Origin of the sequence: Komagataeibacter xylinus, from assembly GCF_004302915.1 — a bacterium.
In the GTDB taxonomy this organism is placed as follows: domain Bacteria; phylum Pseudomonadota; class Alphaproteobacteria; order Acetobacterales; family Acetobacteraceae; genus Komagataeibacter; species Komagataeibacter xylinus_C.
The window spans coordinates 1-23,865 of the sequence record NZ_QQBI01000026.1; the positions used below are offsets into that span (position 1 = coordinate 1).

22 protein-coding genes and 3 tRNA genes are annotated in these 23,865 nt (G+C 63.4%); 16 read left to right on the forward strand and 9 right to left on the reverse strand.

Annotation, left to right across the window (positions count from 1 at the left end):
* Positions 1–453: 453 nt before the first annotated feature.
* The 5 genes from DV027_RS12915 to DV027_RS12935 all read left to right on the forward strand — a co-directional run bounded on the left by DV027_RS12915 (position 454) and on the right by DV027_RS12935 (position 4,860).
* Positions 454–672, forward strand: a complete 219-nt coding sequence (locus DV027_RS12915; RefSeq protein ID WP_130732418.1) for a hypothetical protein — start codon at positions 454–456, stop codon at positions 670–672.
* A complete protein-coding gene (locus DV027_RS12920; protein ID WP_130732419.1) occupies positions 669–1,340 on the forward strand; it encodes a S24 family peptidase in 672 nt (223 codons plus the stop codon). Before DV027_RS12915 ends, DV027_RS12920 begins: the two co-directional genes overlap by 4 nt.
* A gap of 88 nt (positions 1,341–1,428) precedes the next feature.
* Positions 1,429–3,234, forward strand: a complete 1,806-nt coding sequence (gene lepA, locus DV027_RS12925) for a translation elongation factor 4 (RefSeq protein WP_130732420.1) — start codon at positions 1,429–1,431, stop codon at positions 3,232–3,234.
* A 145-nt stretch (positions 3,235–3,379) separates the two neighbouring features.
* A tRNA-Ser gene (locus tag DV027_RS12930) sits at positions 3,380–3,470 on the forward strand.
* Between the two features lie 565 nt (positions 3,471–4,035).
* Positions 4,036–4,860: an SDR family NAD(P)-dependent oxidoreductase gene (locus DV027_RS12935; protein ID WP_130732421.1), complete on the forward strand. Its 825-nt coding sequence runs from the start codon at positions 4,036–4,038 to the stop codon at positions 4,858–4,860.
* Between the two features lie 18 nt (positions 4,861–4,878).
* Here DV027_RS12935 and DV027_RS12940 read toward each other — a convergent pair whose 3' ends face one another.
* Positions 4,879–6,246 (reverse strand): 8-oxoguanine deaminase, encoded by a 1,368-nt coding sequence (locus DV027_RS12940; RefSeq protein ID WP_130732422.1) that lies wholly within the window; start codon positions 6,244–6,246, stop codon positions 4,879–4,881.
* A gap of 137 nt (positions 6,247–6,383) precedes the next feature.
* On the opposite strand from DV027_RS12940, the gene DV027_RS12945 reads away from it, so the two are divergent.
* A complete protein-coding gene (locus tag DV027_RS12945) occupies positions 6,384–6,947 on the forward strand; it encodes a DsbA family protein (protein WP_130732423.1) in 564 nt (187 codons plus the stop codon).
* A 249-nt stretch (positions 6,948–7,196) separates the two neighbouring features.
* Here the strand turns inward: DV027_RS12945 and DV027_RS12950 are convergent.
* Positions 7,197–7,271 (reverse strand) — tRNA-Thr (locus tag DV027_RS12950).
* Positions 7,272–7,509: 238 nt separating this feature from the next.
* Positions 7,510–9,630: an AsmA family protein gene (locus DV027_RS12955; protein WP_130732424.1), complete on the reverse strand. Its 2,121-nt coding sequence runs from the start codon at positions 9,628–9,630 to the stop codon at positions 7,510–7,512.
* Positions 9,631–9,848: 218 nt separating this feature from the next.
* Here DV027_RS12955 and ilvD point away from each other — a divergent pair, with 218 nt between their 5' ends.
* Positions 9,849–11,711 (forward strand): dihydroxy-acid dehydratase, encoded by a 1,863-nt coding sequence (ilvD, locus tag DV027_RS12960; protein WP_130732425.1) that lies wholly within the window; start codon positions 9,849–9,851, stop codon positions 11,709–11,711.
* Between the two features lie 100 nt (positions 11,712–11,811).
* On the opposite strand, the gene DV027_RS12965 is transcribed toward ilvD, so the two are convergent.
* A complete protein-coding gene (locus tag DV027_RS12965; RefSeq protein WP_061272419.1) occupies positions 11,812–12,024 on the reverse strand; it encodes a hypothetical protein in 213 nt (70 codons plus the stop codon).
* A 494-nt stretch (positions 12,025–12,518) separates the two neighbouring features.
* Between DV027_RS12965 and DV027_RS12970 the strand changes: the two genes are divergently transcribed.
* Positions 12,519–13,175, forward strand: coding sequence for a hypothetical protein (locus tag DV027_RS12970; protein ID WP_242621902.1), 657 nt, complete (start codon positions 12,519–12,521; stop codon positions 13,173–13,175).
* Between the two features lie 107 nt (positions 13,176–13,282).
* On the opposite strand, the gene DV027_RS12975 is transcribed toward DV027_RS12970, so the two are convergent.
* Complete coding sequence (locus tag DV027_RS12975) at positions 13,283–13,465, reverse strand: hypothetical protein (RefSeq protein ID WP_130732426.1); 183 nt, start codon at positions 13,463–13,465, stop codon at positions 13,283–13,285.
* 96 nt (positions 13,466–13,561) lie between these two features.
* Between DV027_RS12975 and DV027_RS12980 the strand changes: the two genes are divergently transcribed.
* On the forward strand, positions 13,562–14,380 hold the full coding sequence (locus DV027_RS12980; protein WP_130732457.1) for a DNA/RNA non-specific endonuclease: 819 nt from the start codon (positions 13,562–13,564) through the stop codon (positions 14,378–14,380).
* A gap of 163 nt (positions 14,381–14,543) precedes the next feature.
* Positions 14,544–14,807, forward strand: coding sequence for a hypothetical protein (locus DV027_RS12985; protein ID WP_130732427.1), 264 nt, complete (start codon positions 14,544–14,546; stop codon positions 14,805–14,807).
* A gap of 94 nt (positions 14,808–14,901) precedes the next feature.
* Here the strand turns inward: DV027_RS12985 and rpsI are convergent, their stop codons facing one another.
* Complete coding sequence (rpsI, locus tag DV027_RS12990) at positions 14,902–15,405, reverse strand: 30S ribosomal protein S9 (protein ID WP_010510194.1); 504 nt, start codon at positions 15,403–15,405, stop codon at positions 14,902–14,904.
* Positions 15,406–15,410: 5 nt separating this feature from the next.
* Positions 15,411–15,893, reverse strand: coding sequence for a 50S ribosomal protein L13 (gene rplM, locus DV027_RS12995; RefSeq protein WP_130732428.1), 483 nt, complete (start codon positions 15,891–15,893; stop codon positions 15,411–15,413).
* A 231-nt stretch (positions 15,894–16,124) separates the two neighbouring features.
* Here rplM and DV027_RS13000 point away from each other — a divergent pair, with 231 nt between their 5' ends.
* Together DV027_RS13000 and DV027_RS13005 are read left to right on the forward strand one after the other, a co-directional pair.
* Positions 16,125–17,471: a hypothetical protein gene (locus DV027_RS13000; RefSeq protein ID WP_130732429.1), complete on the forward strand. Its 1,347-nt coding sequence runs from the start codon at positions 16,125–16,127 to the stop codon at positions 17,469–17,471.
* Entirely contained in the window at positions 17,471–18,337 is an 867-nt protein-coding gene (locus DV027_RS13005) for an SDR family oxidoreductase (RefSeq protein ID WP_130732430.1), read from the forward strand. The genes DV027_RS13000 and DV027_RS13005 overlap by 1 nt, the downstream gene beginning before the upstream one ends.
* A gap of 46 nt (positions 18,338–18,383) precedes the next feature.
* Here the strand turns inward: DV027_RS13005 and DV027_RS13010 are convergent.
* Positions 18,384–18,459: transfer RNA gene (locus DV027_RS13010), tRNA-His, on the reverse strand.
* 61 nt (positions 18,460–18,520) lie between these two features.
* Positions 18,521–19,708 (reverse strand): aminotransferase, encoded by a 1,188-nt coding sequence (locus DV027_RS13015; RefSeq protein WP_130732431.1) that lies wholly within the window; start codon positions 19,706–19,708, stop codon positions 18,521–18,523.
* Between the two features lie 154 nt (positions 19,709–19,862).
* Here DV027_RS13015 and DV027_RS13020 point away from each other — a divergent pair, with 154 nt between their 5' ends.
* The 4 genes from DV027_RS13020 (at position 19,863) to DV027_RS13035 (ending at position 23,817) form a co-directional block, all read left to right on the forward strand.
* On the forward strand, positions 19,863–20,201 hold the full coding sequence (locus DV027_RS13020) for a P-II family nitrogen regulator (protein WP_110569573.1): 339 nt from the start codon (positions 19,863–19,865) through the stop codon (positions 20,199–20,201).
* A gap of 121 nt (positions 20,202–20,322) precedes the next feature.
* Positions 20,323–21,783 carry a type I glutamate--ammonia ligase gene (glnA, locus tag DV027_RS13025; RefSeq protein WP_130732432.1) on the forward strand — a complete coding sequence of 487 codons (1,461 nt, stop codon included), beginning with the start codon at positions 20,323–20,325 and terminating at the stop codon, positions 21,781–21,783.
* A gap of 185 nt (positions 21,784–21,968) precedes the next feature.
* Complete coding sequence (locus DV027_RS13030; protein WP_207303489.1) at positions 21,969–23,045, forward strand: NAD(P)H-quinone oxidoreductase; 1,077 nt, start codon at positions 21,969–21,971, stop codon at positions 23,043–23,045.
* Entirely contained in the window at positions 23,026–23,817 is a 792-nt protein-coding gene (locus tag DV027_RS13035) for an alpha/beta fold hydrolase (RefSeq protein ID WP_130732433.1), read from the forward strand. Before DV027_RS13030 ends, DV027_RS13035 begins: the two co-directional genes overlap by 20 nt.
* The last annotated feature ends 48 nt before the right edge of the window (positions 23,818–23,865 follow it).

Consider the following 23,865-nt stretch of genomic DNA (forward strand, 5'->3'; position numbering starts at 1 on the left):
AAGCTTGGCTTATGATCGCTCATATCCGCAGAGTGCTGCGGAAAATCAATCAGGTCGCTTTTTGATTCAGACAGTTACACAAACGCCCGCGCCTGCCGCGACGACTGCCAGAACAAGCATATATTCACGAAACTTCATAAACGGAGCCTTGTACAAAATGGTTTCTACCTGAAACTTTACAGAAACATATGTCAGATTCCGGTCAGAAACATGACAATGCACTGTCATCATTCCTGAATATAGTAATCAGAAGCTGAAAGCGTAGCGCATGCAGCACATGCCACCTGCCCTACAAACGCAGGTGACCCCACTCCCCATGGTGGACAGCCCGCGATAATGGCACTATGTGACACATAAACACATACTATTACGAACTATACCCCTGAACCCGGCTGCATCCCGCCGCCCGCGTTGCGGCAACGCTGCCGCCTGCCCGCAATGGTCCCTGCCGCAATGTGGAATGAACCATACCTTGAAACCTGCTGCCGCTCCGCCCTGCACCGGCTGAAGCTGAGTGGTGAAAACGGACGCCCGGCCGGCCTGCGCGATGACCCTTGCCTGCGCAGGCTCACGGGCATGGGACTGGCCCATGTGCACGGCGGAACCCGCTTCACCATGACCGAGCAGGGGCAGGCCCGCCACCGGACCGAAATACTGAAACTGGCCCCATGATCACCCATGCCGACATCTGGCGCGCAATCGACCGCCTGGCCTCCGAGCGCGGACTGACCCCTTCAGGCCTTGCGCGGGCGGCTGGGCTGGACAGCACCACCTTCAACCCCTCCAAGCGGATCACCCCCTCGGGCCGCCCGCGCTGGCCGGGCACCGAAAGCCTTGCCCGCACGCTCAGCGCCACGGGCATATCCTTCGAGGGGTTCAGCCGCCTGCTCGCGGGCCACGGCGACCCCGAGGCGGCCGGCAAGGTGCATCATTCCCACCTCAAGATCGCCCCGTTCTCGCAACTCGCCCATCCCGAGCTCTTTGATGAAACCGGCCTGCCCGAGGGCGAACGGTGGGAGCAGTGGGATTTTCATGGCATGGCCGACCACCACTCCTATGCCGTGCATGTTGATTGCGATTCAATGGAGCCGATCTTCCGCCGCAATGGCACGCTGATCATCTCGCCCACGGCGGCCATACGCGTGGGCGACCGCGTGCTGCTCCATACCGCGCAGGGCATGGCCTGCTGCGGGCATGTGGTCGAGCGCTGGCATGACGCCCCCATAACTGCCCCGCTGCATGAGCTTGTGCGCATCCGTGGCCTTGGCGCCATTGATGGCCAGGAAATCATTCTCGATGGCACCACGCGCATCCATCGCATCACGATGGCGTGCATGTAGGCAGCCGCGCGGTCCCGCCCCGATATTTTCCTGCCCGGCATGACAGGTAGCGGCTGACTTTCATGCAAATTTACACTATGTCTCGCCCATGACCGACACGCCCCTCTCCCTGATCCGCAATTTCTCGATCATCGCGCATATCGACCATGGCAAATCGACCCTGGCCGACCGCCTGATCCAGGCCTGCGGCGCGCTGACCCAGCGGGAAATGACCAATCAGGTTCTGGACAACATGGATCTGGAACGTGAACGCGGCATCACCATCAAGGCGCAGACCGTCCGCCTGACCTACCCGGCGGAAGATGGCAAGACCTACGTGCTCAACCTCATGGACACGCCGGGCCATGTCGACTTCGCCTATGAAGTCAGCCGCTCGCTGGCCGCGTGCGAAGGCTCGCTGCTTGTCGTCGATGCATCGCAGGGGGTGGAAGCGCAGACGCTGGCCAATGTGTATCAGGCCATCGACGCCAACCACGAGATCGTGCCGGTGCTCAACAAGGTCGACCTGCCCGCCGCCGACTGTCCGCGCGTCAAGGAGCAGATCGAGGAAGTTGTAGGCATTGACGCCGAGGACGCCGTCGAGGTCTCGGCCAAGACCGGACTCAACATCGAGGCCGTGCTTGAAGCCCTCGTCAAGCGCCTGCCGCCGCCCACGGGTGATGCCGAAGCTCCGCTCAAGGCCCTGCTGGTCGATAGCTGGTACGACCCGTACCTGGGCGTGATCACGCTGGTGCGCGTGAAGGAAGGCCGGCTCAAGCGCGGCATGCGCATCCGCATGATGTCGTCCGGCGTGGTGCACCTTGTGGACCAGGTGGGCGTGTTCGCCCCGCGCATGACCAACGTGGCCGAGCTTGGCCCGGGCGAGATCGGCTACATCAACGCCGCCATCAAGACCGTGGCCGACACCAATGTGGGCGACACCATTACCGATGACCGCCGCCCCGCCGAGACCCCGCTGGCAGGCTTCAAGCCCTCCATCCCGGTGGTGTGGTGCGGCATGTACCCCATCGTGGCCGATGATTTTGAAAAGCTGCGCGACAGCCTGGCCAAGCTGCGGCTCAATGATGCCTCCTTCCACTACGAGGCCGAGACGTCCGCCGCCCTGGGCTTCGGCTTCCGCTGCGGGTTCCTTGGGCTGCTGCATCTCGAGATCATCCAGGAGCGGCTGAGCCGCGAATTCGACCTTGACCTGATCGCGACCGCGCCTTCGGTGGTCTACAAGATGCAGTTGACCAATGGCGAGACGGCGGAACTGCACAACCCCGCCGACATGCCCGACCTGTCGCTGATCGAGAAGATCGAGGAGCCGTGGATCAAGGCCACCATCATGGTGCCCGATGAATATCTGGGGGCCGTGCTGACCCTGTGCAGCGAACGCCGCGGCGTGCAGGAAGACCTGACCTACGTGGGCAACCGCGCCATGGCGGTTTACCGCCTGCCGCTCAACGAGGTGGTGTTCGACTTCTATGACCGGCTGAAATCCGTCACCCGCGGCTATGCCAGCTTCGACTACCAGATGGATGGCTACGAGGAGAGCGACCTCGTGCGCATTTCCATCCTCGTCAACCAGGAGCCGGTGGATGCGCTGTCCTTCATCGCCCACCGCTCCGCCGCCGAGACGCGCGGGCGCTCCATCTGCGCCAAGCTCAAGGAACTGATCCCGCGCCAGCTGTTCAAGATCGCGGTGCAGGCCGCCATTGGCAGCCGCATCATCGCGCGCGAGACCATTGGCGCCATGTCGAAGGACGTGACCGCCAAATGCTATGGCGGTGACATCTCGCGCAAGCGCAAGCTTTTGGAAAAGCAGAAGGAAGGCAAGAAGCGCATGCGGCAGTTCGGCAAGGTCGAGATCCCGCAGAGCGCCTTCCTCGCAGCACTCAAGATGGACCAGTAACCCCTGCCCCAACCGCCTGCCGGGCCGAATTGCGGCAGGCGGTCGGGGCATGCCGTTTTTCGCTTGCGCGGACGGAATTTGGTGATATGTTCCGCACCCATCGGATACCGCCACCCCACGGGCGTGGCCAGACTTCGATACGGCTGGAGAGATGGCCGAGCGGCTTAAGGCGCACGCTTGGAAAGCGTGTGTACGTTAATAGCGTACCGTGGGTTCGAATCCCACTCTCTCCGCCATATTGTGATTCCCCCTGATTAAATCAGTCAGCTTTCTACGCGCGACATGATCTCGTGTCGCAGGCGCTGACATGCGAATTCCTGTTCCTGTATTATCGGGGCGGTTTCCGGCATTGCGCCACCAACCGGCAGGCCCGTGCCCTCTGACCACGCGGATCAGAAAGCGTGATGCGACAATTAATTCTATCATTTTACAGTAACAGAACATTACAAACGGTCAAATACTGAGAATTTTGATATTCAATATAAATAATAGATGATAGTATATCAGTATTATTAAAATACGATATTCTCCTGCCCATGCTTCTCTCCTTTCCCTTACTGACCGGAAAAGGGCTTTTCAGGCGCGCATGCGTTGTCGTTGCGTCAATCCGCATGATCACATCGTAACAAAGAGTGACTGTCGCTTATCGACGGATTATTTTATTCCAGATAGCATGCCCCTTTGCAGGTCACGGGAATGCCATGATTCCGTCATGGCACGACAAAACAGCTTGCGGAATATCCGGTCTGGCGCGTATCAGGCGCGACTACAGGCATTGCGCTCAGGGAAGTACGAAGATCATTGGAAAAGAGTGCGTTAAACGAAAAACCCGGTTCAAGTGAAGGCCGGGTTGCCGTTGTTACGGGGGCAACGGGCGGTATCGGGCAGGCTCTCGTCCGTCGCATGCGCGCGCGGGGATACACCATCATCATCCTGTCACGCCAGGCACGGGCCGCAAGCCCCGGCGTCAACACCGTCATGTGTGACCTGACCGATATCAAGAGCATAAAGCAGGCCACAGCCGACATTGCCACCCATACGCCAAGGGTGGATGTGCTGGTACACTGCGCGGGCGTGATTACGCCGCAGGCCGTGGGCAAACTCGACAGCGCCACGATTGCCAGCCAGATTGCCGTTGACCTGACCGCGCCGATCGAACTGACCAATGCCCTGCTGCCCCTCATGGGCCGTGGGGGGCATATTGTTTTCGTCAATTCCATGGCGGCCGCTTTTCCGCTTGCGGGCAGCAGCGTCTATACAGCGGCCAAATTCGGCCTGCGCGGGTTTGCGCGCGCGCTCGAGCAGGAGCTGCGGCCCCGGCGCATACAGGTTTCCTCCATCTATCCCGCCAGCGTCAATACCTCCATGCTCAGCCAAGAAATGGCGGCGGGCGGCTCGATATACAACTTCATCGACCCCCCGCAGGAACCTGATGTCACGGCAGGGCGCATCCTTGAATGCTGCGAGCGCGGCAGCCGCGAGATCTTCAGTTCCGTGTTCGACAAGCTGTTCACCCATGCCTGCCTCACCTCCATGCGGCTGCTCAACCTGAGCCTGCCCATCATGAAACTGCTCGGGCGCAGGGGCTACCGCCGCTACCAGCGCGGCCTCCCCCCCCGGCCCTGAGCCACGGCAGGGCCGGGTTCAGGCCTTTTGCAGCAGTTCGCGCGCCAGTTCATTATGCCGGCGGGCCAGGCGTGCGGGGTCATGTTCGGTAAACTGCCCGCCCCGGACCAGCACGCGCCCGTTGACAATGGTGCAGGCCACCCGGCGGGGCGTGCAGAACACAAGGGCCGCCACCGGGTCGGCCTGCGCGCCGGCATGGTCGATGCCGCGCAGGTCAAACGCCACGATATCCGCCGCCATGCCCGGCGCGAGATGGCCAATATCGTCACGTCCCAGCACGGCCGCCCCACCGCGCGTGGCCAGTTCCAGCACTTCGCGCGCCTGCATCATGGGCTGGCCATCGGGCGTATCCAGCAGGCGGCCAAGCAGCATGGCCTGCCGGGCCTCGCCCAGCATGTGGCTGCCATCGTTCGAGGCCGAGCCATCCACCCCCAGCCCCACCCGCATGCCCGCCGCCGCCATGCGCCGCACGGGAGCAATGCCAGAGCCAAGGCGCATGTTGGAGCACGGGCAATGCGCCATGCCGGTATGGGTGGCGCCAAAACGGTGAATGCCCGCATCATCAAGCCGCACGCAGTGCGCATGCCATACATCGGGGCCGATCCAGCCGGTATCCTCGGCGTATTCGGCGGGCGTCATGTTGAATTTTTCGCGGCTATAGGCGATGTCGCTGGCGTTTTCGGCCAGATGGGTGTGCAGCATGGTGCCGGTGGCGCGCGCCAGGGCGGCGGCATTGCGCATGAGGTCGCGGCTGACCGAAAACGGCGAGCAAGGCGCCACCGCAATGCGCTGCATGGCCAGCGGTTCAGGGTCATGATAGGCCGCGATCACGCGCTGGGTGTCGGCCAGGATGGCATCCTCATCCTCCACCACGCTGTCTGGCGGCAGGCCGCCCTTGCTTTCGCCCACGCTCATGGCACCCCGGGCGGCGTGAAAGCGCAGGCCCATCTGCCGTGCCGCCTCGATCTCGTCATCCAGCCGCGCGCCATTGGGGAACAGATACAGGTGATCGCTGCTTGTGGTGCAGCCTGACCACAGCAGCTCGGTCATGGCCGTGCAGGCGGAAACGCGGATCATCTCCGGCGTCAGCCCCGCCCAGATGGGGTAGAGCGCCTGCAGCCACCCGAACAATGAGGCATCCTGTGCTGCGGGAATGACGCGGGTCAGCGTCTGGTACATGTGGTGATGGGTGTTGACCATGCCGGGCATGACCACGTGGCCGGTCATGTCCATGACCTCATCGGCGGCGGGCAGCGGGTCAGCGGGCGTGCCGATGGCGGCTACCTGCCTGTCACGCACCAGCACCCAGCCACCTTCGATCTCGCGCCGCGCGGCATCCATCGTCACGAGACGCAATGCATTCTTGAGCAAAAGGGTACGCGCCATGGGCCACCACCATACAGAAACGGGAAAACGCATGCTTATGCCGCATTTTGCGTGCCATGCCCATGGAACCACGCGAACGGGTATGGTTTCTAGAATTCTGAAACCGGCCTGCCCCCAACCCTGAAGGAGTTACCAACATGGCAGCACCCGCCGATACCCTGCATGTCGACCCGCTCGTATGGGGCCATGGCCCAAAAATATTCGAGGCGTTTTTAGAGCCGACCTGCCCGTTTTCCGTCCGGGCCTTCAGCAAGCTGCCCGAATTGCTGGATGCTGCGGGACCGGAGCGCATCACCATCAAGATCCGCCTCCAGTCGCAGCCGTGGCATATGTTCTCGGGCGTGATCGTGCGCTGCATCCTTGCTGCCGCAACCCTGCCCGACGGGCGGGACGCCGCCCGTGCCGTCATGGCGGCCGTGGGCGCGCACCGTGAGGAATTCGAGTTCACCGACCATTGCGCCGGACCGAACATGGATGCGACCCCCAACGACATCATCCGCCGGATCGAAAGTTATAGCGGGCTGAAACTCGCCGCGGCCTTTGCCGTGCCCGCCCTGCAGAAAGCCATCAAGTGGCAGTGCAGATATTCGCGCCAGAACGGCATTCACGTCTCGCCCACCTTCATGGTCGATGGCCTGATCGACCCCGCCATCAGCAGCGGCGATACGGTGGCGCAATGGATGGCGCGTATTTTTGCCTGACCGGCCATAAAGGGCAAAAGACCCGGCACGCTGCCTTCATTTTTAAAAAAGGCAGCGTTTCTTCAAAGTTTTAGAAAAACGCTTCACCCACACATGCCGGACCGATGTGACGGGTTTGACAGGCCAGGCGAATCGGACAGCAACAGAACACCAAGGAAACATGTTTCCCTGATTTGTTGTTGAATTGTTGTTGCTATCAGCCCCAAAAAATCGCCGTGGCGGTTTATCCGCGATTTTTGTAGGCAATCATGGTGCCGGGTGAGGGATTTGAACCCCCGGCCTTCGGTTTACAAAACCGCTGCACTACCACTGTGCTAACCCGGCATTATAGCATTCCTGCCATGCTGTTCCCCCTTTTTGCCGAAATGGCCTGCACGGTCAAGCAGGGATTCGCAGGGCTGGCGACTGCACGAAAAACCCAAACGGAAAACGGCACGCAGACAGAAGAAAGTTTTTGGTGAAGCTTTTTTCAAAAAGCTTCAAGCAACGCCGCCTTTTTGAAAAAAGGCGGCACCCAAAAACTTTTATCATTTAATATCAATTATTTAATTAGACGCAATCCTCAATGCGCTGCCATTTTCCTGGCCCAGGCGGCATGAATGCGCGCGCGTTCGGCCGCACTCAGCCCGCCACTGCCAACCGCCGGGGCCGGTGCAGGCGAAGCACTTGCCCGCGCATGGCGCCCGTGGCGCACCGGGCGCGTGGCATGCGGCGCAATGCCTGCCGCCGGGTTCTCATTCACATCCCGTATCGCGCTGGCGCAGGACGAGTTCTTGCCCACGCCGCCTTCAATGGTGGGCAGCAGGCCGATGGGCGAGAACACGAAGCCCGTCAGCACCGAGGCCACGGCACGGCCGATAATCTCGGCGCCTGGGCGGATATTGGGGCTTTTGAGCGGCCCGGTGATGTAGAGCGGGCCGGGAAAGGACGCAACGGCGAAATGCCGCGAATGCGTGAGCAGCGTATAGTCGATGGTATTGTTGCTGAACTTGATGTCGCCCTTGCCCACGGTGCGCGTATCGCCCGTCTCGAGCAGCATGGTGCGGGTGTGGAAGACGCCCTCATTGAGCGGCATGTCGGCTATGAGGCATTTGAGGTCGGTACGCGCGGGCAGGCCAAGGGCGGAAAGCAGCGCCTTGCCCAGTTCCAGCCCCAGCAGGTCGGGCAGGATGGCCGAAATGTCACCGCCCTCATCCAGCGCCACGGTAATACCACCATTGCCACTGCCCACGATCTGGGCCAGCGACTGGCCATGGCCATGCACCATGATGTGCCCGCCAATAATGCCCTGGCCGTGCAGGTTGCGGCCCATGGCCTGCATGAGGCGGGCAAGGTCGATCTGCTCCATGTCGATGCGGATGCGCGCATCCACGCCGTTGCCCTGCGGCACGAAGGTGCCGCTACTGGCCAGCCGCCCCCGGCCCACGCCAAAATTCAGGTGATGCACGTCAATCGTGCCATCGCGGATATCGGCCAGCACGTCGATATTGTCGAGCGGGACGTGTCGGTTCTCGATATGGTCGCCATGATAGGCGAGATGGACATTGGTGGCCCTGAGCCTGGGCATGTTGATCGGCGTTGTGGGCAGCACGGCGCCACTGGCCTCATGCGCCTTTGCCTCTGCCGCCTGCTGCGCGGTGGAAGGATGATCGCCCGGCGTCGCGCCAAAGAAACCACCCAGATCGGCAAGGTCCACGTGGCGGGAGTGCAGGTCGGTATCGACAAAGGTCACGGCCTGGTGCGGGTCCACGCTGAGCGTGCCGCCCAGGTCGCTGGAGCCGACCGTGCCCTCGAATTCATGAAAGCGCACCCGGCCATCGACATAATCAAGCCCGCCCGCCACATGGTAGGCGGGAGTTTGCGGAATCACCACGCCGGTCAGCGGGTAAAGCAGCGACATGTCCGGCCCCGCCAGCGTCAGCCGCAGCCGCGCGCCCCGAAACGAGAGCGGATCATCCACCGACCCCACCAGCGTCAGCCGCGTGGGGCCGTGGCGCACGTCCACGTCAACCGGGTAGGGCTTTGTGCGGTCCGCCAGCGAGACCAGCGCCCCACCCGAGAAATGGCCGATAATCGCCTGCCCGGTATAGGTGCCGCGTATGTCGGCCACGATGCGGGGCTGCACGTCGCCCTTGCCGGGCGTGGTGTGCACTTGCGCCCGCATGTCGCTGCGCAGGCCCGCATGCACGAGGTGGAGCTGGCCGTCATTGATGTTGAGTTCGCCAATCTGCGGCATGCCGCCCGATGAACTGCCGCCACTATCAGGAAACTGGTAGTTGGCCCGGCCGCCGCGCTGCGCGTTGAGTTCAACCACCGGCCTGTCGAGTGCGATGACCGGCAGGTCGATCCGCCCCCCCAGCAGGTGCCACAGGTCGAGGCCCACCGTCAGGTGATCGGCGGTGGCGAAGGGCGGCAGCTTTTCAAACCCGTCCGGCTCGTCAATGCGCACGCCATCGGCCCTGACACGGATCACGCGCCCGACATGCACATGCAGGTGGGCCACCGTCACCCTGCGGCCAAGGGCGGCGCCCGCCCTGCGCTCCACGATGGGAATGAACCAGTCCCATGACCAGAAGATGACCAGCGCCATGATCGCGACAGCCAGCACCCCCAGAACCGGAAAACGTATCTGTGCCAGCACGCTGCGCCGTGCCGTGATGTTCCTGGGTTCTGGTTGCGGCATTGCTGCTTGTGCTCCTTGTGCAGATGGGGGTCAGCCATCAGATGAACGACTGGCTGCGGGGTGGAGTTGCGCCCACACCCCCCGCAGCCTTGCACGCCACCGGTTAACGGCTGGTTCAGGCCCGTGCGCTTTGGGGTGGCGCGGGGGGCGTGCGTCCTGTATGCGATCAGGCAACTTTATCCCCTTCTGTAACCAGATTGACGCGAGAGGTCACTGTCATGCCCGCCTATCGTTCCCGCACTACGACCCATGGCCGCAACATGGCCGGTGCGCGCAGCCTGTGGCGTGCAACCGGCATGAAGGATGGCGACTTCGGCAAGCCCATCATCGCCATCGCCAATTCGTTCACGCAGTTCGTGCCCGGCCATGTCCACCTCAAGGATATGGGCCAGCTCGTGGCGGGCGCCGTGGCCGAGGCCGGTGGCATCGGCCGCGAGTTCAACACCATCGCGGTCGATGACGGCATCGCCATGGGCCATGGCGGCATGCTGTACAGCCTGCCCTCGCGCGAGCTGATTGCCGATGCGGTGGAATACATGGTCAACGCCCACTGCGCCGATGCGCTGGTGTGCATCAGCAACTGCGACAAGATCACGCCGGGCATGCTCATGGCGGCGATGCGGCTCAACATCCCCACCATCTTCGTCTCTGGCGGGCCGATGGAAGCGGGCAAGATCCTCAATAACGGCACCGAGCAGCAGGTCGACCTCATCACCTCGATGGTGGCGGCGGCCAACCCGGATGTGAGCGATGAGCAGTCGGCCACGATCGAACGCTCCGCCTGCCCCACCTGCGGCTCGTGCTCGGGCATGTTCACCGCCAATTCCATGAACTGCCTGACCGAGGCGCTCGGCCTGGCCCTGCCGGGCAATGGCAGCCTTGTCGCCACCCACACCGACCGGCGCGACCTGTTCGAGCGCGCGGGCCGCGACATCGTGGCGCTGGCGAAGCGGTGGTACGAAAACGATGATGCCACCGCCCTGCCGCGCGGCATCGCCACCAAGCCCGCGTTTGAAAACGCCATGACGGTCGATATCGCCATGGGTGGCTCGACCAACACCGTGCTGCACCTGCTGGCTGCAGCGCACGAGGGCGAAGTGCCCTTCACCATGGCCGATATCGACCGCCTCTCGCGCCGCGTGCCCAACCTGTGCAAGGTCTCGCCCTCGCGCATGGACATCCATATGGAGGACGTGCACCGCGCGGGTGGCATTCCCGCCATCATGGGCGAACTGGCCCGCATGGGGCTGCTCAACCTGGACGCACCAAGCGTGCATGCCCCCGATGTCGGCACGGCGCTGGCCCGGTGGGATATCAGCACCGAAACGGCGGATGAGGCAGCCCGCACCTTCTTCAGCGCCGCCCCCGGTGGCGTGCGCACCACGCAGGCGTTCTCGCAGTCCAGCCGCTACAGGGCGCTTGATACCGACCGGGCGAATGGCGCGATCCGTGATGCGGAGCATGCCTACAGCCGCGATGGCGGGCTGGCCGTGCTGTTTGGCAACCTGGCCGAGGATGGCGCCATCGTCAAAACCGCTGGCGTGGCTGACAACCTGCTCACCTTCACCGGGCCGGCCCGCATCTTTGAAAGCCAGGATGCCGCTGTCTCGGCCATCCTCGGCAACGAGATCGTGGCGGGCGACGTGGTGGTGATCCGCTATGAAGGCCCCAAGGGCGGCCCCGGCATGCAGGAAATGCTGTACCCCACCAGCTACCTCAAATCGAAGGGCCTGGCCGAGAAATGCGCCCTGATTACCGATGGCCGCTTCTCGGGTGGCAGTTCGGGGCTTTCGATCGGCCATATCTCGCCCGAGGCGGCGGAAGGCGGCATCATCGGCCTGCTGGAGGAAGGGGACACGATCGAGATCGACATCCCCAACCGCATCCTGCGCACCACCGTAAGCGATGCCACACTGGCCGCCCGGCGCGACGCGATGGAAGAGCGCGGCGACCGCGCCTGGCAACCTGACCGCACCCGCACGGTCTCGGTCGCATTGCAGGCCTATAGCGCGCTGACCACCAGTGCTGCCCGTGGCGCCGTGCGCGACGTCAGCCAGCTTGGCCGCCGCACCAGCCGCTAAAACGGTTCGGGGTGCCCCCGCCTGCAGGCGGGCGGCACCCCGTTTTCAAAGCTTTTCGGAAAAAAGCTTCACCGAAAACTTTTGTTTTTCAAGAGATGCCTTACGCGCCCGGCAGGCAGGCCCTGCCGCGCCCCATGCGGCGGAACGTGGCCGTAACATGGTGCCGTAGCGCCGCAAGGTCGGGCAGAATGGCGTTATGCAGCGAGCGCACGCTTTCATGCGTGGCATAAAAGCGCAGCGACGTGGCCAACCCGGTGATGATGGCCGCCCCCACGAACACGCCATCAACTTCTATAATCTTTGAATCAAACATGACTTCCTGCCCTGAACGGCCCTTTGCGCCAGCGCCGTGCGGTTCCCCCCAGGGGGGAAGAAAACCCGCATGCCGGCCATGGCCTGTTTCTTGCTATTGTCGTAACGCGCCAACGCGGCCCGGGGCGAAGGGTTGCCCGGCGAATTGGCTCTTAAAAACATTTTTTTACAGACACTTGCGTCCGATTTCGGAGCGCCGCGCCGTATCGTGTTGCCGCATGCTGTAGCATTTGCCGACAAGGATAGAAAGAGCATTATTGTGGCATTTCAAGGGCCGGTTTTATGGCATGATAAATCGATACTGGAACAATACATGGAAGATATAATATATTTTTAATAAATGCGGAAAGATGGGTTTCAATTACATAGATTTGATATGCAACCCTGCCATGAGGCATACCCCGCCTGCCGGGCAGGGCTGGCAAGAAGCCGCACTTCATGACAGGAAAGAGGCCAGAACTGTTTTCCTGACCCTGAATACGGACCGCTCCCGCCTTGCACCGCCCTGCATGCCTCCCCCACCTGCAACGCCTGCGCCGCCTGATCGGGGCTGCCGGGGCCTGTCTTGCCATGGCCCTGCCGCCTGCTCCGGGCCATGCGGCACCGGCCTATCCCGCCCCGATCATGGGGCCGCAGACCACGGCCCATGCCTGGGGCATTGAAACCCGCTTTGCCCAGAGCACACCCTGCCGGGTGGAGATGAGCATCAACCAGACGACCTTCCTGGCGCACATGCCCGAAATGATCCAGGTAGGGCTGTTCAACACGCAGGTAACACCCGCGCTGCAAGAACAGATCCCCCATTACCTCATGAACACATTGCAGATCGATGTGACGCCGGGCTTCGTGCATGCGCTCTTTACCCAGCGCGGCGCGCCCGCAAGCTGCCATTTCGACTGGTTCTACACCGCCCCCGATGGCACCCGCCACCCGATGGTGGGCTTTGACATGACCCGCGCGGCCGATGCGCGGATTGACTGGGCGCATCTGCGCTTTGGCGACATGGCGGCGGCCACGCGCAACCCGGTCATCGACCCCCGGTTCGATGCGCTGGTCAATCAGGAGACGGTGGACGTAACCATTGCGCTCGGTCGCGCCACGCCAGAGACCGACCTGCCGCCCCCCTCAAACGCGGGCAAGGCCGCGCGGTAACCGGCTGCCCCCGGTTTGAAGGTGCTGTCTTTTTTAAAAAGCATTTGTTTTCAAAGCTTTTTGAAAAAAGATTTGCCAAAAACTTTTATCATTCTTCTTTGCGTGCGCTAGGCGGGGTGCTTTACGTACTGGAGCACGAGGTCAATCAGGGCTGCTACCAGCAGCAACACCGTCACCACGCGCAGCACCAGCCGCAACCGGCGTTCACGCGGGGTGGGGGCGAGTTCGCGCCGATTCATGATAAAGGGCTGCGACTGGCGCGGATTGCCTTGATCGGGTCGTTCAGCCATTGCCCTGTTCCACCAGATGTTTCATGGATAAGCCGCCGTTTTACCAGAACAGATGGATAACACCAGAGCGTGCCCCTCCCCTTTCTCCGCCCGCGCATGGCCTGGTCCGCGCTGTTTTTTGCCACGGCCCTTGTCGCCACCCTGCCCGCACGCGCCGAAGGCTGCGCGGAACTCGGCGCAGGCCAGCAACTGCCCGTGGTGGATAACCCGAAACTGGCGCGTGGGACGCAACTCCTGTGCAGCACCCGCTTCGCCGTACTGTATTCCGCCCTGGCGCGTGAGCCACTCTGGGCGGCCGAGCACCTCGACACCGCCATGGTCCGCGCCGCCATGCAGACCCCGCGCGAAGGCGAATTCCACCCCGACACGCGCATTGCCCCCGGCGCGCGCGCACAGCTTGAGGATTACGTGCGCTCCGGCTTCGATCGCGGGCACATGGCCCCCTCGGGCGACATGCCCGACCGGCAGAGCCAGCAGGAAACCTTCGCACTCTCCAACATCGTGCCCCAGCGCGCGGTGCTGAACCGGGGCCGCTGGGCCGAGATCGAATCCGCCGTGCGGGGCCTCGCCCTGCGCACGGGCAATCTTTACGTGGTCACCGGCCCGGCTTTCCACGCAAGCAGCCTGTCGGCCATCGGGCCAGACCGGGTGCTGGTGCCCACCTCTACATGGAAGGCGGTCTATGACCCCCACAGGCAGCTATCGGGCGTGTATGTCTGCCACAATGTGGCGCGCAGCCCCGGTTGCAGCCATGTCAGCGTGGCGGAACTGACCCGTATCACCGGCGTCGATCCCTTCCCCGCGCTGCCAGCCAGCGTCAAGCAGAGCTGCATGGCGCTGCCGCTTGGCCATGCGCGCGCGACCACGAAGCACGCGCGGCGGCATACCCGGCGGCGTGTGTATTATCGCTGGTAAGATAACGTTGATAAAAAAATAAAAGTTTTTGGGTGCCGCCTTTTTTCAAAAAGGCGGCGTTCCTTGAAGCTTTTTGAAAAAAGCTTCACCAAAAACTCCTGCTTGTTCGTGGGCTGATTTTGCACCTGCCTGCAAGGACCATTCTGGAGAAGGAGACATGACCATGACCGCCCACTCCCCCGCCCTTGTGCCCTTTGCCGATAACAGCGCCAGCCGCACCATTGGCGGCATGACAGTGGAAAACGGCACCGACAGCATCGCGTTCTATGGCCAGACGGATTTCAGTCGCGACAAGGCCGGGCTGGCCCGCGCACAGGCGTTGCTGACGTTCATGCAACAGGTGGTCACGACGCTTGAGGCCCAGAAAGACCTGCCCGATGCCCTGCCACCGCGCAAACCCGCCAAGGTGGACAATCCCTTCGTGTAAAACCTCCCAAACGCACAACGGGGCCGGTCCATTGCTGGACCGACCCCGTTGAAAAACCTGTTCCCCGCAGCACAGGGCTGCGGGGAAAACCGGATCAGCGCTTGCTGAACTGGAAGGAACGGCGGGCCTTGGCGCGGCCGTACTTCTTGCGTTCAACAACACGCGAATCGCGCGTCAGGAAGCCAGCAGCCTTCAGGATGCTGCGCAGCGCGGGCTCGTAGTGGGTCAGCGCACGGCTGATGCCATGACGGACCGCACCGGCCTGGCCGGACAGACCACCACCAACGACGGTGCAGTACACGTCGAACTGGTTGTAGCGGTCAGCCACGAGGAAAGGCTGCGTGATCAGCATGCGCAGCACGGGGCGCGCGAAGTAGGTGCCGACCGGACGGCCATTGACGATGATGTCGCCCTTGCCCGGCTTGATCCACACGCGGGCCACGGCATCCTTACGGCGACCGGTGGCGTAGGCACGACCCTGCGCATCGCGCTTGGCTTCGTAAACCGGAGCAGCTTCCTGCGAGGACGTCACCTGGCCAGAAGCAACGGCTTCCTTGAGGTCAGCAAGCGTGCCTGTACGTTCTTGGGTTTCAGACATGTGGTTCAGCCCCCGACCTTCTGGGTGTTGACGGCATTCTTGCGGTTGAGCGATGCAACATCGAGAACCTGCGGCTTCTGCCCCTCATGCGGGTGCTCGGCGCCGGCATAGACATACAGGTGCTTCATCTGCGCGCGCTGCAGCGGGCCGCGCGTGATCATGCGCTCGACCGCCTTGCGCACGACATGGCCGGGGTTCTTGCCGGTCAGGCGCTGGGTGATGGTGCGCTCCTTGATCCCGCCGGGGTAGCCGGTGTGATAATGGAACAGCTTCTGGTCAACCTTGTTGCCGGTCAGGCGAACCTTCTCGGCGTTGATGATGACGATATTGTCGCCACAATCAACGTGCGGGGTGAACTGCGGCTTGTGCTTGCCGCGCAGGCGCTGGGCAACGATGGCGGCCAGACGGCCCAGAACGAGGCCCTCGGCGTCGATCAGGGTCCAGCCACGCGTCACCTCGGCGGGCTTCAGCGAAAGTGTGGTCTTCATGGATCTAGTGTTCCGTCCAGTAATGTAGCGGTAACAGGTGGCGCGTTATCAGCCGCATCATGTGCAAACGTCAAGCACATAATCCCGCAACGGCGGCATTTTTCCGCTAAAAAATCGTGTGTGGTATCATGATACCGCCACCTTTCGCATCACGACCTTTCCACGGGCGATTGCCGAGGGGGGGCACAATGCGATAGCAGTCAGTTCAAGGTCATTACGGATATCAGCCTCGTGAAGAAACTCTATCCCGCCATTCCCCTGCTTGTACTGGTGCTGCTGGTTGGCAGCTGGGGGGTGCATCACTTTGCCCAGCACAGGCTTGAAGCCGGCATAGCCGACTTCCGCGCCTCCATCGGGCCGAACGCCACGTTCAGCTACGCCACGGCCCGGCCGCGCACGCTGGCGCGGGGCGCGCATTTCACAGCCGTCACCTACCGCAACCCCGCCATGACGCTGATCGCGGCTGACGTGCGGCTGGGGGGGCTGAGCGGCAACAACGTGCAGGGCGAGAAGATCGGCAGCATCGTGCTGCGCGATGTCAAGATCATGACCCAGAGCAGTACCATCTCGCTTGATGAGGTGGACCTGCGCAACCTGGTGCTGCCCAACACCGCCCGCGCAAGTGCCGATGCCAGCCGCCCGCTCGGCTTCGATTCCCTCGTGCTCGATGATGGCACGTTCACCAACATGCACCTTGCCGTGCCCGCCAGCCAGACCGATGTCACCGTCGCCCGCATGACCGTGGAGCAGTACGGGGTGGGCCGCGCCTCGCATCTCGACCTCGACCGGCTGGCCACCCAGATCAACCTCACGCCCACGCGGCGCATCTCGGTCGATCACCTCAAGATCGACGGACCGGATTTTGCCAGCGAGGTCGCAAGCCTGATCCAGTCGGGCCACCTGATCCATGAAAGCCATCCGCATACGATGGACCTGAAAAAGGTGGAGATCGACAGCACCCACCCCATGCTCCAGATCGACCATGTCGCCACCTCCAGCTTCTCCACCGCGACAGAGGACAAGATGGACACGACGCTGGGCGACCTCACGCTGTGGTCCACCGGCAATGATAACCAGACGATTCTCAATGCGTTCGGCTATGACCATTTCAACGGCAACATCCATATCAACAGCACCAGCGACCGCAGTGCGGGGCGCGTGCATCTCGAGCCGATGACCATCGAGTCGGCCGACATGGGCAACCTGACCGTGGTGGCCGAGCTGGACCAGATTCCCTTTGATGACATGGCCATCATCCCCGAGACCGCGCGCATCGTCTCCGCCGCCATGACGTGGGAGGACCACTCCCTGGCCAGCCATGTGCTGGCGGGCCTGGCGAAAAGCCGCAATACCGACCCCGAGGTCTACCGCCAGAACCTGCTGGCAGCCCTGGCCACGTCCGATGATGCCTCGCTGCGCGCCATGGGCCGGTTCCTGCAATCCCCGCAGGACCACCCGCTGCAGATCGCACTGCGCCCGATGAAGCCGGTCAACCTGATGATGCTGGGCGTTGCCCTGTCGATGGCGGGTGACCCGTCGGTCGCGGCCCCGCTGGGCCTGACCATTTCCACACCCTGATGCCCTGCTCCGGCCCCGTGCATGTCATCGGGGCCAATGGCCGCTCGGGGCTGGCGCTGTGCCAGGCGCTACGGGCCGGGGGGCAGGATTTCGTGCCCATCGTGCGCGACAGCGCGCGCTGGCAGGCAACCCGCCTGCCCGTCCCCGCCCGGCTGGCCGACCTTGCGCATGATCCCGCCCGCCTGCGCCACGCCCTGCGCGATGCCACCACCATTGTCCTGACCGCCCATGCCCGCCACCTGCCCGCCGTGCTGGCGGTGGCGCCCCCGCAGGCGCGACTCGTTGCATTGGGCAGCACGCGCCTCTTTACCCGCTGGCCCGATGCGCATGCGCGCGGCGTGCTGCACGGCGCGCAGGCGCTGGCCCGGTCGGGTCGCAACGGCGTGCTGCTGCACCCCACCATGATCTATGGCGCAACGGGCGAGAACAATGTGCAGCGCCTGGCCGCCCTGATGCGCCGCCTGCCGGTGCTGCCGCTACCTGGCGGCGGGCGCGCGCGGCTCCAGCCCATCTGGCAGGGTGATGTCACCCGCGCGCTGCTCGCCGCCATCGGGCGCGACTGGCATGGACCGCATAGCCTGATTATCGCGGGCGGGGATCAGGTCAGCTACCGGGATTTTACGCGCATGGTGGCTCTGGCCGCCGGGCTGGGGCCCCGCCCGGTGCTGCCGGTGCCGGGTGCCGTGCTGATGGCGCTGGCGCGGCTCAGGCTGCCGGGGCTGCCCGTCATTACGCCTGCCGAGGTCCGGCGGCTCATGGAAGATAAGATTTTCGACATTACCCCCATGCGCACGCAGCTCGGCCTTACGCCGCTGCCGCTGGCTTTGGGGCTTGCGCGCACGTTCGGGCCGACGGCTTTCTGCTGAAAAGCCGCACAGGACAAAATGTTCTGATTTTAAGGGAAATACGGGTTGGGGCGAACGACGGGGCTCGAACCCGCGACCACCGGTACCACAAACCGGCGCTCTACCAACTGAGCTACGTCCGCCACAACTGGAGCGGTTATTTAGAGAAGGCGGGCAAACCCGTCAATTACCCTTTTTGCATTTTCATGTATTTTCCGCGCAGAGCTGTCCGCGCACGCCCTGCAGCCGCTGCACCGCCTGCGAAATGACGCCCGTTTTCTTGCAGAACGCAAAACGCACGTAGCGATCGGGAATATCCGCCCCCGCCTGATCATAGAAGGCCGAGACGGGAATCGCCGCCACCCCGACCGTGCGCGTCATCTGCTGGCAGAACGCCACATCGCCCCCCGCAAAGCCCAGCGGCGCGATATCGGCGATCAGGAAGTAGCTGCCATCGCACGGCAGCACGTCGAATCCGGCCCGGCCCAGCCCTTCGGCCAGCCAGTCGCGCGCCGAGCACATGCTCTCGGCCAGCCGCTCGAAATAGGCCGTGTCCTTGTCCAGCCCCACCGCCACGGCGCGTTGCAGGTTGGGCGCCACGGTAAAGGTGAGCAGCTGATGCGCCTTGGCCACGAGGGCGGCCAGCGGCGCGGGCGCGGTGACGTAGCCCACCTTCCACCCGGTCATGGAGAAACTCTTGCCCGCACTGCCAATGCGGATGCAGCGCCCGCGCATGCCCGGCAGCGCCATCAGCGGCACGTGGCGGGCGGGGGCGAAGGTCAGGTGCTCGTACACCTCGTCGCACACGGCATAGGCATCATGCTTCGCCACGAGGCCCGCGATGAATTCCAGCTCATCACGTGTGAAGACCTTGCCCGTCGGGTTCATGGGCGTGTTGAGCAAGATGGCCTTGGTGCGCGGGGTAAAGGCGGCGGCAAGTTCCGCGCGCGGCAGGTCCCACCGTGGCGGGGCGAGGCGCACGGTGCGCACCACGGCGCCAAGCAGGCGCAGCACCGGCAGGTAGGTGTCGTATAGCGGTTCGAACACCACCACCTCGTCGCCCCGGTTGACCAGCGCCATGAGCGAGGCGGTGATGGCCTCGGTCGCACCACAGGTCACCACCACCTCACGCGCGGGCTCGACGGCAATGCCATAAAAACGTGCATTCGACCGCGCCACCGCGCCCTGCAGCTCGGGCAGGCCGGCGAGCGGGGGGTACTGGTTGCGCCCGTCGCGCAGGGCGCTGGCGGCGGCCTCGACAAGGTCGGCCGGGCCTTCGGTATCTGGAAAGCCCTGGCCGAGATTGATGGCGTCATGCTCCACGGCCAGGGCCGACATGACGGAAAAAATGGTGGTCGGCAGCCCTGAAAGCATCGCGTTGGCGGGTTTCATCGTCTTATCCTGTCCGTGTGCGCATGGGTGCGGGCAATGCGCATTTTTGCCCATATCACCCGATTGCCTGAAAACGAAAGCCGTGCAACCCTGCCACGGCAACACGGGCGGCATGCACTACAGATGCCATGAGACGGAAGACAGACCAACAGGCATGAAAAAGATCGAGGCCATCATCAAGCCCTTCAAGCTCGACGAGGTGAAGGATGCCCTCCATGAGATCGGCCTGATGGGCATCACCGTCACCGAGGCCAAGGGCTTTGGCCGCCAGAAAGGCCACACGGAACTGTATCGCGGCGCGGAATACATCATCGACTTCCTGCCCAAGGTAAAGCTTGAAATCGTCTGCCCCGATGACATGACCGAGCGCGCGGTCGAGGCCATCATGGCCGCGGCCCGCACCGGCCGCATTGGCGATGGCAAGATCTTCATCACCCCCGTCAGCGAGGTGATCCGCATCCGCACGGGCGAGCGGGGGCCTGACGCCATCTGAGGGTTGGCCTGCAAACATGGGTCTCATGGCCGCTGGCCTATCGACAGCGGCCCTGCGTTTCCGTAACCATAACCGCCGCGCCGCATGGAACGGCACACCAAAGTCAGGACAGGTAATTAACATGGCAAAAAAAGCACAGGCTTCAGCCTCGGTTTCCACACCGTCGCATTCCGCTGAAGCCATCGCGAAGGTCTTTGAAATCATCAAGGAAAACGCGGTCGAGATGGTTGACCTGCGTTTCACCGATCCGCGCGGCAAGTGGCACCACACCACCCAGTACGTCACCACGATCGAGGATGACACCTTCCGCGAAGGATTCATGTTCGACGGTTCTTCGATTGCTGGCTGGAAGGCCATCAACGAAAGCGACATGATCCTGCTGCCTGACCCGACCACCGCGGTGATGGACCCGTTCTCCGCCAAGCCGCAGCTGATCCTGATCTGCGACATCGTGGAGCCCTCCACCGGGCAGTTCTACAACCGCGACCCGCGCGCCACCGCCAAGCTGGCCGAGCAGTACCTCAAGTCGACCGGCCTGGGTGATACCGCCTTCTTCGGCCCCGAAGCCGAATTCTTCATCTTTGACAGCGTGCGCTTTGGCACCGGCCCGAACTTCGGCACCTACGAGCTTGAAAGCATCGAAGGCCCCGGCGCGTCGCTCAAGGACTACCCCGAAGGCAACATGGGCCACCGCCCGGGCGTCAAAGGCGGCTACTTCCCGGTCGCACCCGTTGACAGCGAAGGCGACCTGCGCGCCGAAATGCTGACCACCATGGGCGAGATGGGCCTGCCCATCGAGAAGCACCACCACGAAGTGGCACAGTCGCAGCACGAGCTGGGCACCAAGTTCGACACGCTGGTCCGCTCCGCCGACTTCATGCAGATCTACAAGTACTGCGTGCACAACGTCGCCCATTCCTACGGCAAGACGGCAACCTTCATGCCCAAGCCGATCTATGGCGATAACGGCTCGGGCATGCATGTGCACCAGTCGATCTGGCGCAACGGCAAGCCCACCTTCGGCGGCAACGGCTATGCCGACCTGTCCGATGAGGCGCTGTACTACATCGGCGGCATCATCAAGCACGCCAAGGCGCTGAACGCCTTCACCAACCCGTCCACCAACTCCTACAAGCGCCTGATCCCGGGCTTCGAGGCACCCGTGCTGCTGGCCTATTCCGCCCGCAACCGTTCCGCCTCGTGCCGCATCCCGTATGCGACCAGCCCGAAGGCGAAGCGCGTCGAGGTCCGTTTCCCCGACCCGACCGCGAACCCCTACCTCGCCTTTGCCGCCATGCTCATGGCCGGCCTCGACGGCATCAAGAACAAGATCCACCCCGGCGATGCCATGGACAAGGATCTGTACGACCTGCCGCCGGAGGAACTCAAGCAGATCCCGACCGTGGCCGGCTCCCTGCGTGAAGCCCTGACCGCGCTGGAATCCGATTTCGAGTTCCTGCTCGCCGGTGGCGTGTTCACCAAGGACCAGATCGAGAGCTACTGTGAAGTGAAGTGGCAGGAAGTCTACAAGTTCGAGCACACGCCGCACCCGGCCGAGTTCGAAATGTACTACTCCGTCTGATCCTGCCTCCCTCCACGGGGAACGGGACCGACATGAAAAGCGCCGGAACCTTGCGGGTTCCGGCGCTTTTTTCATGTCCGGCCCTGTTGGTGCGCACACGTTTGCTCGATTGCGCGGCCCGCGCACTGGTCGCAGCCGCCATATCGCCTACACCTTGGGAGCCTCCACCAACGCAAGGACAGACCATGACCCAGCCACCCCCCGCCACCATGCAGGCCGTGACCGCAAGCGAACCGGGTGGCCCCGATTCCCTGCGCATCGCCACCGTGCCCGTGCCCCGGCCCCGCGCGGGCGAGGTGCTGGTGCGGGTCATGGCCGCAGGCATCAACCGTCCCGACATCATGCAGCGCCAGGGGCTGTATCCACCGCCGCCGGGCGCCAGCCCCCTGCTGGGGCTGGAAGTGGCGGGCGAGGTCGTGGCGGTGGGCGAAGGCGTGCCACCCGATGCCTTTCCCATGCCGGGCGCGCGGGTGTGCGCGCTGGTCAATGGCGGGGGCTATGCGCAGTACTGCACCGTGCCCGTGGGCCAGTGCCTGCCATGGCCCGCAGGGTTTGACGCGCTGCATGCGGCCGCACTCCCCGAGACATTTTTTACCGTATGGTCCAACCTGTTCATGACAGCGGGGCTGAAACCCGGCGAGAGCGTGCTGGTGCATGGCGGCACCAGCGGCATCGGCACCACGGCCATCCAGCTCGTGCATGCGCTGGGCGGCACGGTTTACGCTACCGCCGGCACGGACGAGAAATGCACGCTATGCACCACGCTGGGGGCGCGCGCCGCCATCAACTACCGCACCGAGGACTTCCCCACGCGCATAAAGGAACTGACGGATGGCGCGGGGGTGAATGTCATCCTCGACATGATTGGCGGGGCCTATATGGAGGGCAACCTCAAATCCCTTGCCGTTGCCGGGCGGCTGGTCATCATAGCGCTCCAGGGCGGGGCGAAGGCCGATGGGGTCAGCCTTGCTCGCATCATGACCCGCAGGCTGGTGGTGACCGGCAGCACGCTGCGCCCGCGTGATGCAGCCTACAAGGCTGAAATCGCCCGCGAACTGGAGGCCCATGTCTGGCCGCTGCTGGCACAGCGCGCCATCCGCCCGCTCCTCCATGCCACCTTCCCCTTTGCGCGGGTTGCCGACGCCCATAAACTCATGGAAAACGGAACCCATATGGGCAAGATCATGCTGGACCTGCAACAGCCTGCCCCGACAGACGACCGGACGATAGGAACACAAGCTGGTGCTACTGAACGTCATTGAGCGCGGACCCGAGCAGAGCGGGCCCGACACGGCCGGCAGGCCCCCCATCGTCCTGCTGCACGGCCTGTTCGGGCGGGCGCGCAACCTTGGCTTCTTCCAGCGCAGGCTCGCACGCACAAGGCGCACGCTGGCCATCGACCTGCGCAACCATGGCGAAAGCCCGCACGGGCTGATGGACTACAACACCATGGCGGGCGACCTGCTGGAAACGCTGGCCCACCACAACGCGCTGCCCGCAACGCTGGTCGGCCACTCCATGGGCGGCAAGGTGGCCATGACCCTGGCCCTGACCCGACCGGGCATGGTGCACAGCCTGCTGGTAGCCGACATCCCGCCCGCGCGCACCGGCCACGGGCAGTTCGCGCTGGGCGAGCAGATGCTGCGGGTGCCGTTTCCGCCCTTTCTCAACCGGGCGGGAGCGGAGCGGCTGCTCCAGCACTACATCCCCAACACCGATGTGCGCGCGCTGATGTTGCAGAACATCCGCGTGGGGGAAAATCCCGGCTGGAGCATCGGCCTGCGCGAGATGGTGGAATCGATGTCCAATGTCGAAAGCTGGCCCTACATCCCCGAAGGCTATACCTATCCCGGCCCCACGCTGTTCCTGGCAGGCGGGAATTCGCCCTATATCCGCCCCGAACATTATGCCATCATGCGCAGGCTTTTTCCGTGCTACCGGCTGGAACTGATCGAGCGGGCAGGGCACTGGCTGCATGTCGAAAACCCGGAGAGATTCGCCGAACTGCTGGAAAACTTTGTCGAAAGCTACTGAAGTAGCCCTCCGTTACGCATCCGGTCCTTGACAGCCCCCCCCCAGGCG

Coding starts and splice junctions, on each gene's coding strand:
- DV027_RS12985 (WP_130732427.1), top strand. CDS start 14,544: ATGACCGCCCACTCCCCCGCCCTTGTGCCCTTTGCCGATAACAGCGCC.
- rplM (WP_130732428.1), bottom strand. CDS start 15,893: ATGAAGACCACACTTTCGCTGAAGCCCGCCGAGGTGACGCGTGGCTGG.
- DV027_RS12975 (WP_130732426.1), bottom strand. CDS start 13,465: ATGGCTGAACGACCCGATCAAGGCAATCCGCGCCAGTCGCAGCCCTTT.
- lepA (WP_130732420.1), top strand. CDS start 1,429: ATGACCGACACGCCCCTCTCCCTGATCCGCAATTTCTCGATCATCGCG.
- DV027_RS13015 (WP_130732431.1), bottom strand. CDS start 19,708: ATGAAACCCGCCAACGCGATGCTTTCAGGGCTGCCGACCACCATTTTT.
- DV027_RS12920 (WP_130732419.1), top strand. CDS start 669: ATGATCACCCATGCCGACATCTGGCGCGCAATCGACCGCCTGGCCTCC.
- DV027_RS13030 (WP_207303489.1), top strand. CDS start 21,969: ATGACCCAGCCACCCCCCGCCACCATGCAGGCCGTGACCGCAAGCGAA.
- DV027_RS12940 (WP_130732422.1), bottom strand. CDS start 6,246: ATGGCGCGTACCCTTTTGCTCAAGAATGCATTGCGTCTCGTGACGATG.
- DV027_RS12955 (WP_130732424.1), bottom strand. CDS start 9,630: ATGCCGCAACCAGAACCCAGGAACATCACGGCACGGCGCAGCGTGCTG.
- rpsI (WP_010510194.1), bottom strand. CDS start 15,405: ATGTCTGAAACCCAAGAACGTACAGGCACGCTTGCTGACCTCAAGGAA.
- DV027_RS12915 (WP_130732418.1), top strand. CDS start 454: ATGTGGAATGAACCATACCTTGAAACCTGCTGCCGCTCCGCCCTGCAC.
- DV027_RS13020 (WP_110569573.1), top strand. CDS start 19,863: ATGAAAAAGATCGAGGCCATCATCAAGCCCTTCAAGCTCGACGAGGTG.
- DV027_RS12945 (WP_130732423.1), top strand. CDS start 6,384: ATGGCAGCACCCGCCGATACCCTGCATGTCGACCCGCTCGTATGGGGC.
- glnA (WP_130732432.1), top strand. CDS start 20,323: ATGGCAAAAAAAGCACAGGCTTCAGCCTCGGTTTCCACACCGTCGCAT.
- DV027_RS13005 (WP_130732430.1), top strand. CDS start 17,471: ATGCCCTGCTCCGGCCCCGTGCATGTCATCGGGGCCAATGGCCGCTCG.
- DV027_RS12965 (WP_061272419.1), bottom strand. CDS start 12,024: ATGTTTGATTCAAAGATTATAGAAGTTGATGGCGTGTTCGTGGGGGCG.
- ilvD (WP_130732425.1), top strand. CDS start 9,849: ATGCCCGCCTATCGTTCCCGCACTACGACCCATGGCCGCAACATGGCC.
- DV027_RS12980 (WP_130732457.1), top strand. CDS start 13,562: ATGGCCTGGTCCGCGCTGTTTTTTGCCACGGCCCTTGTCGCCACCCTG.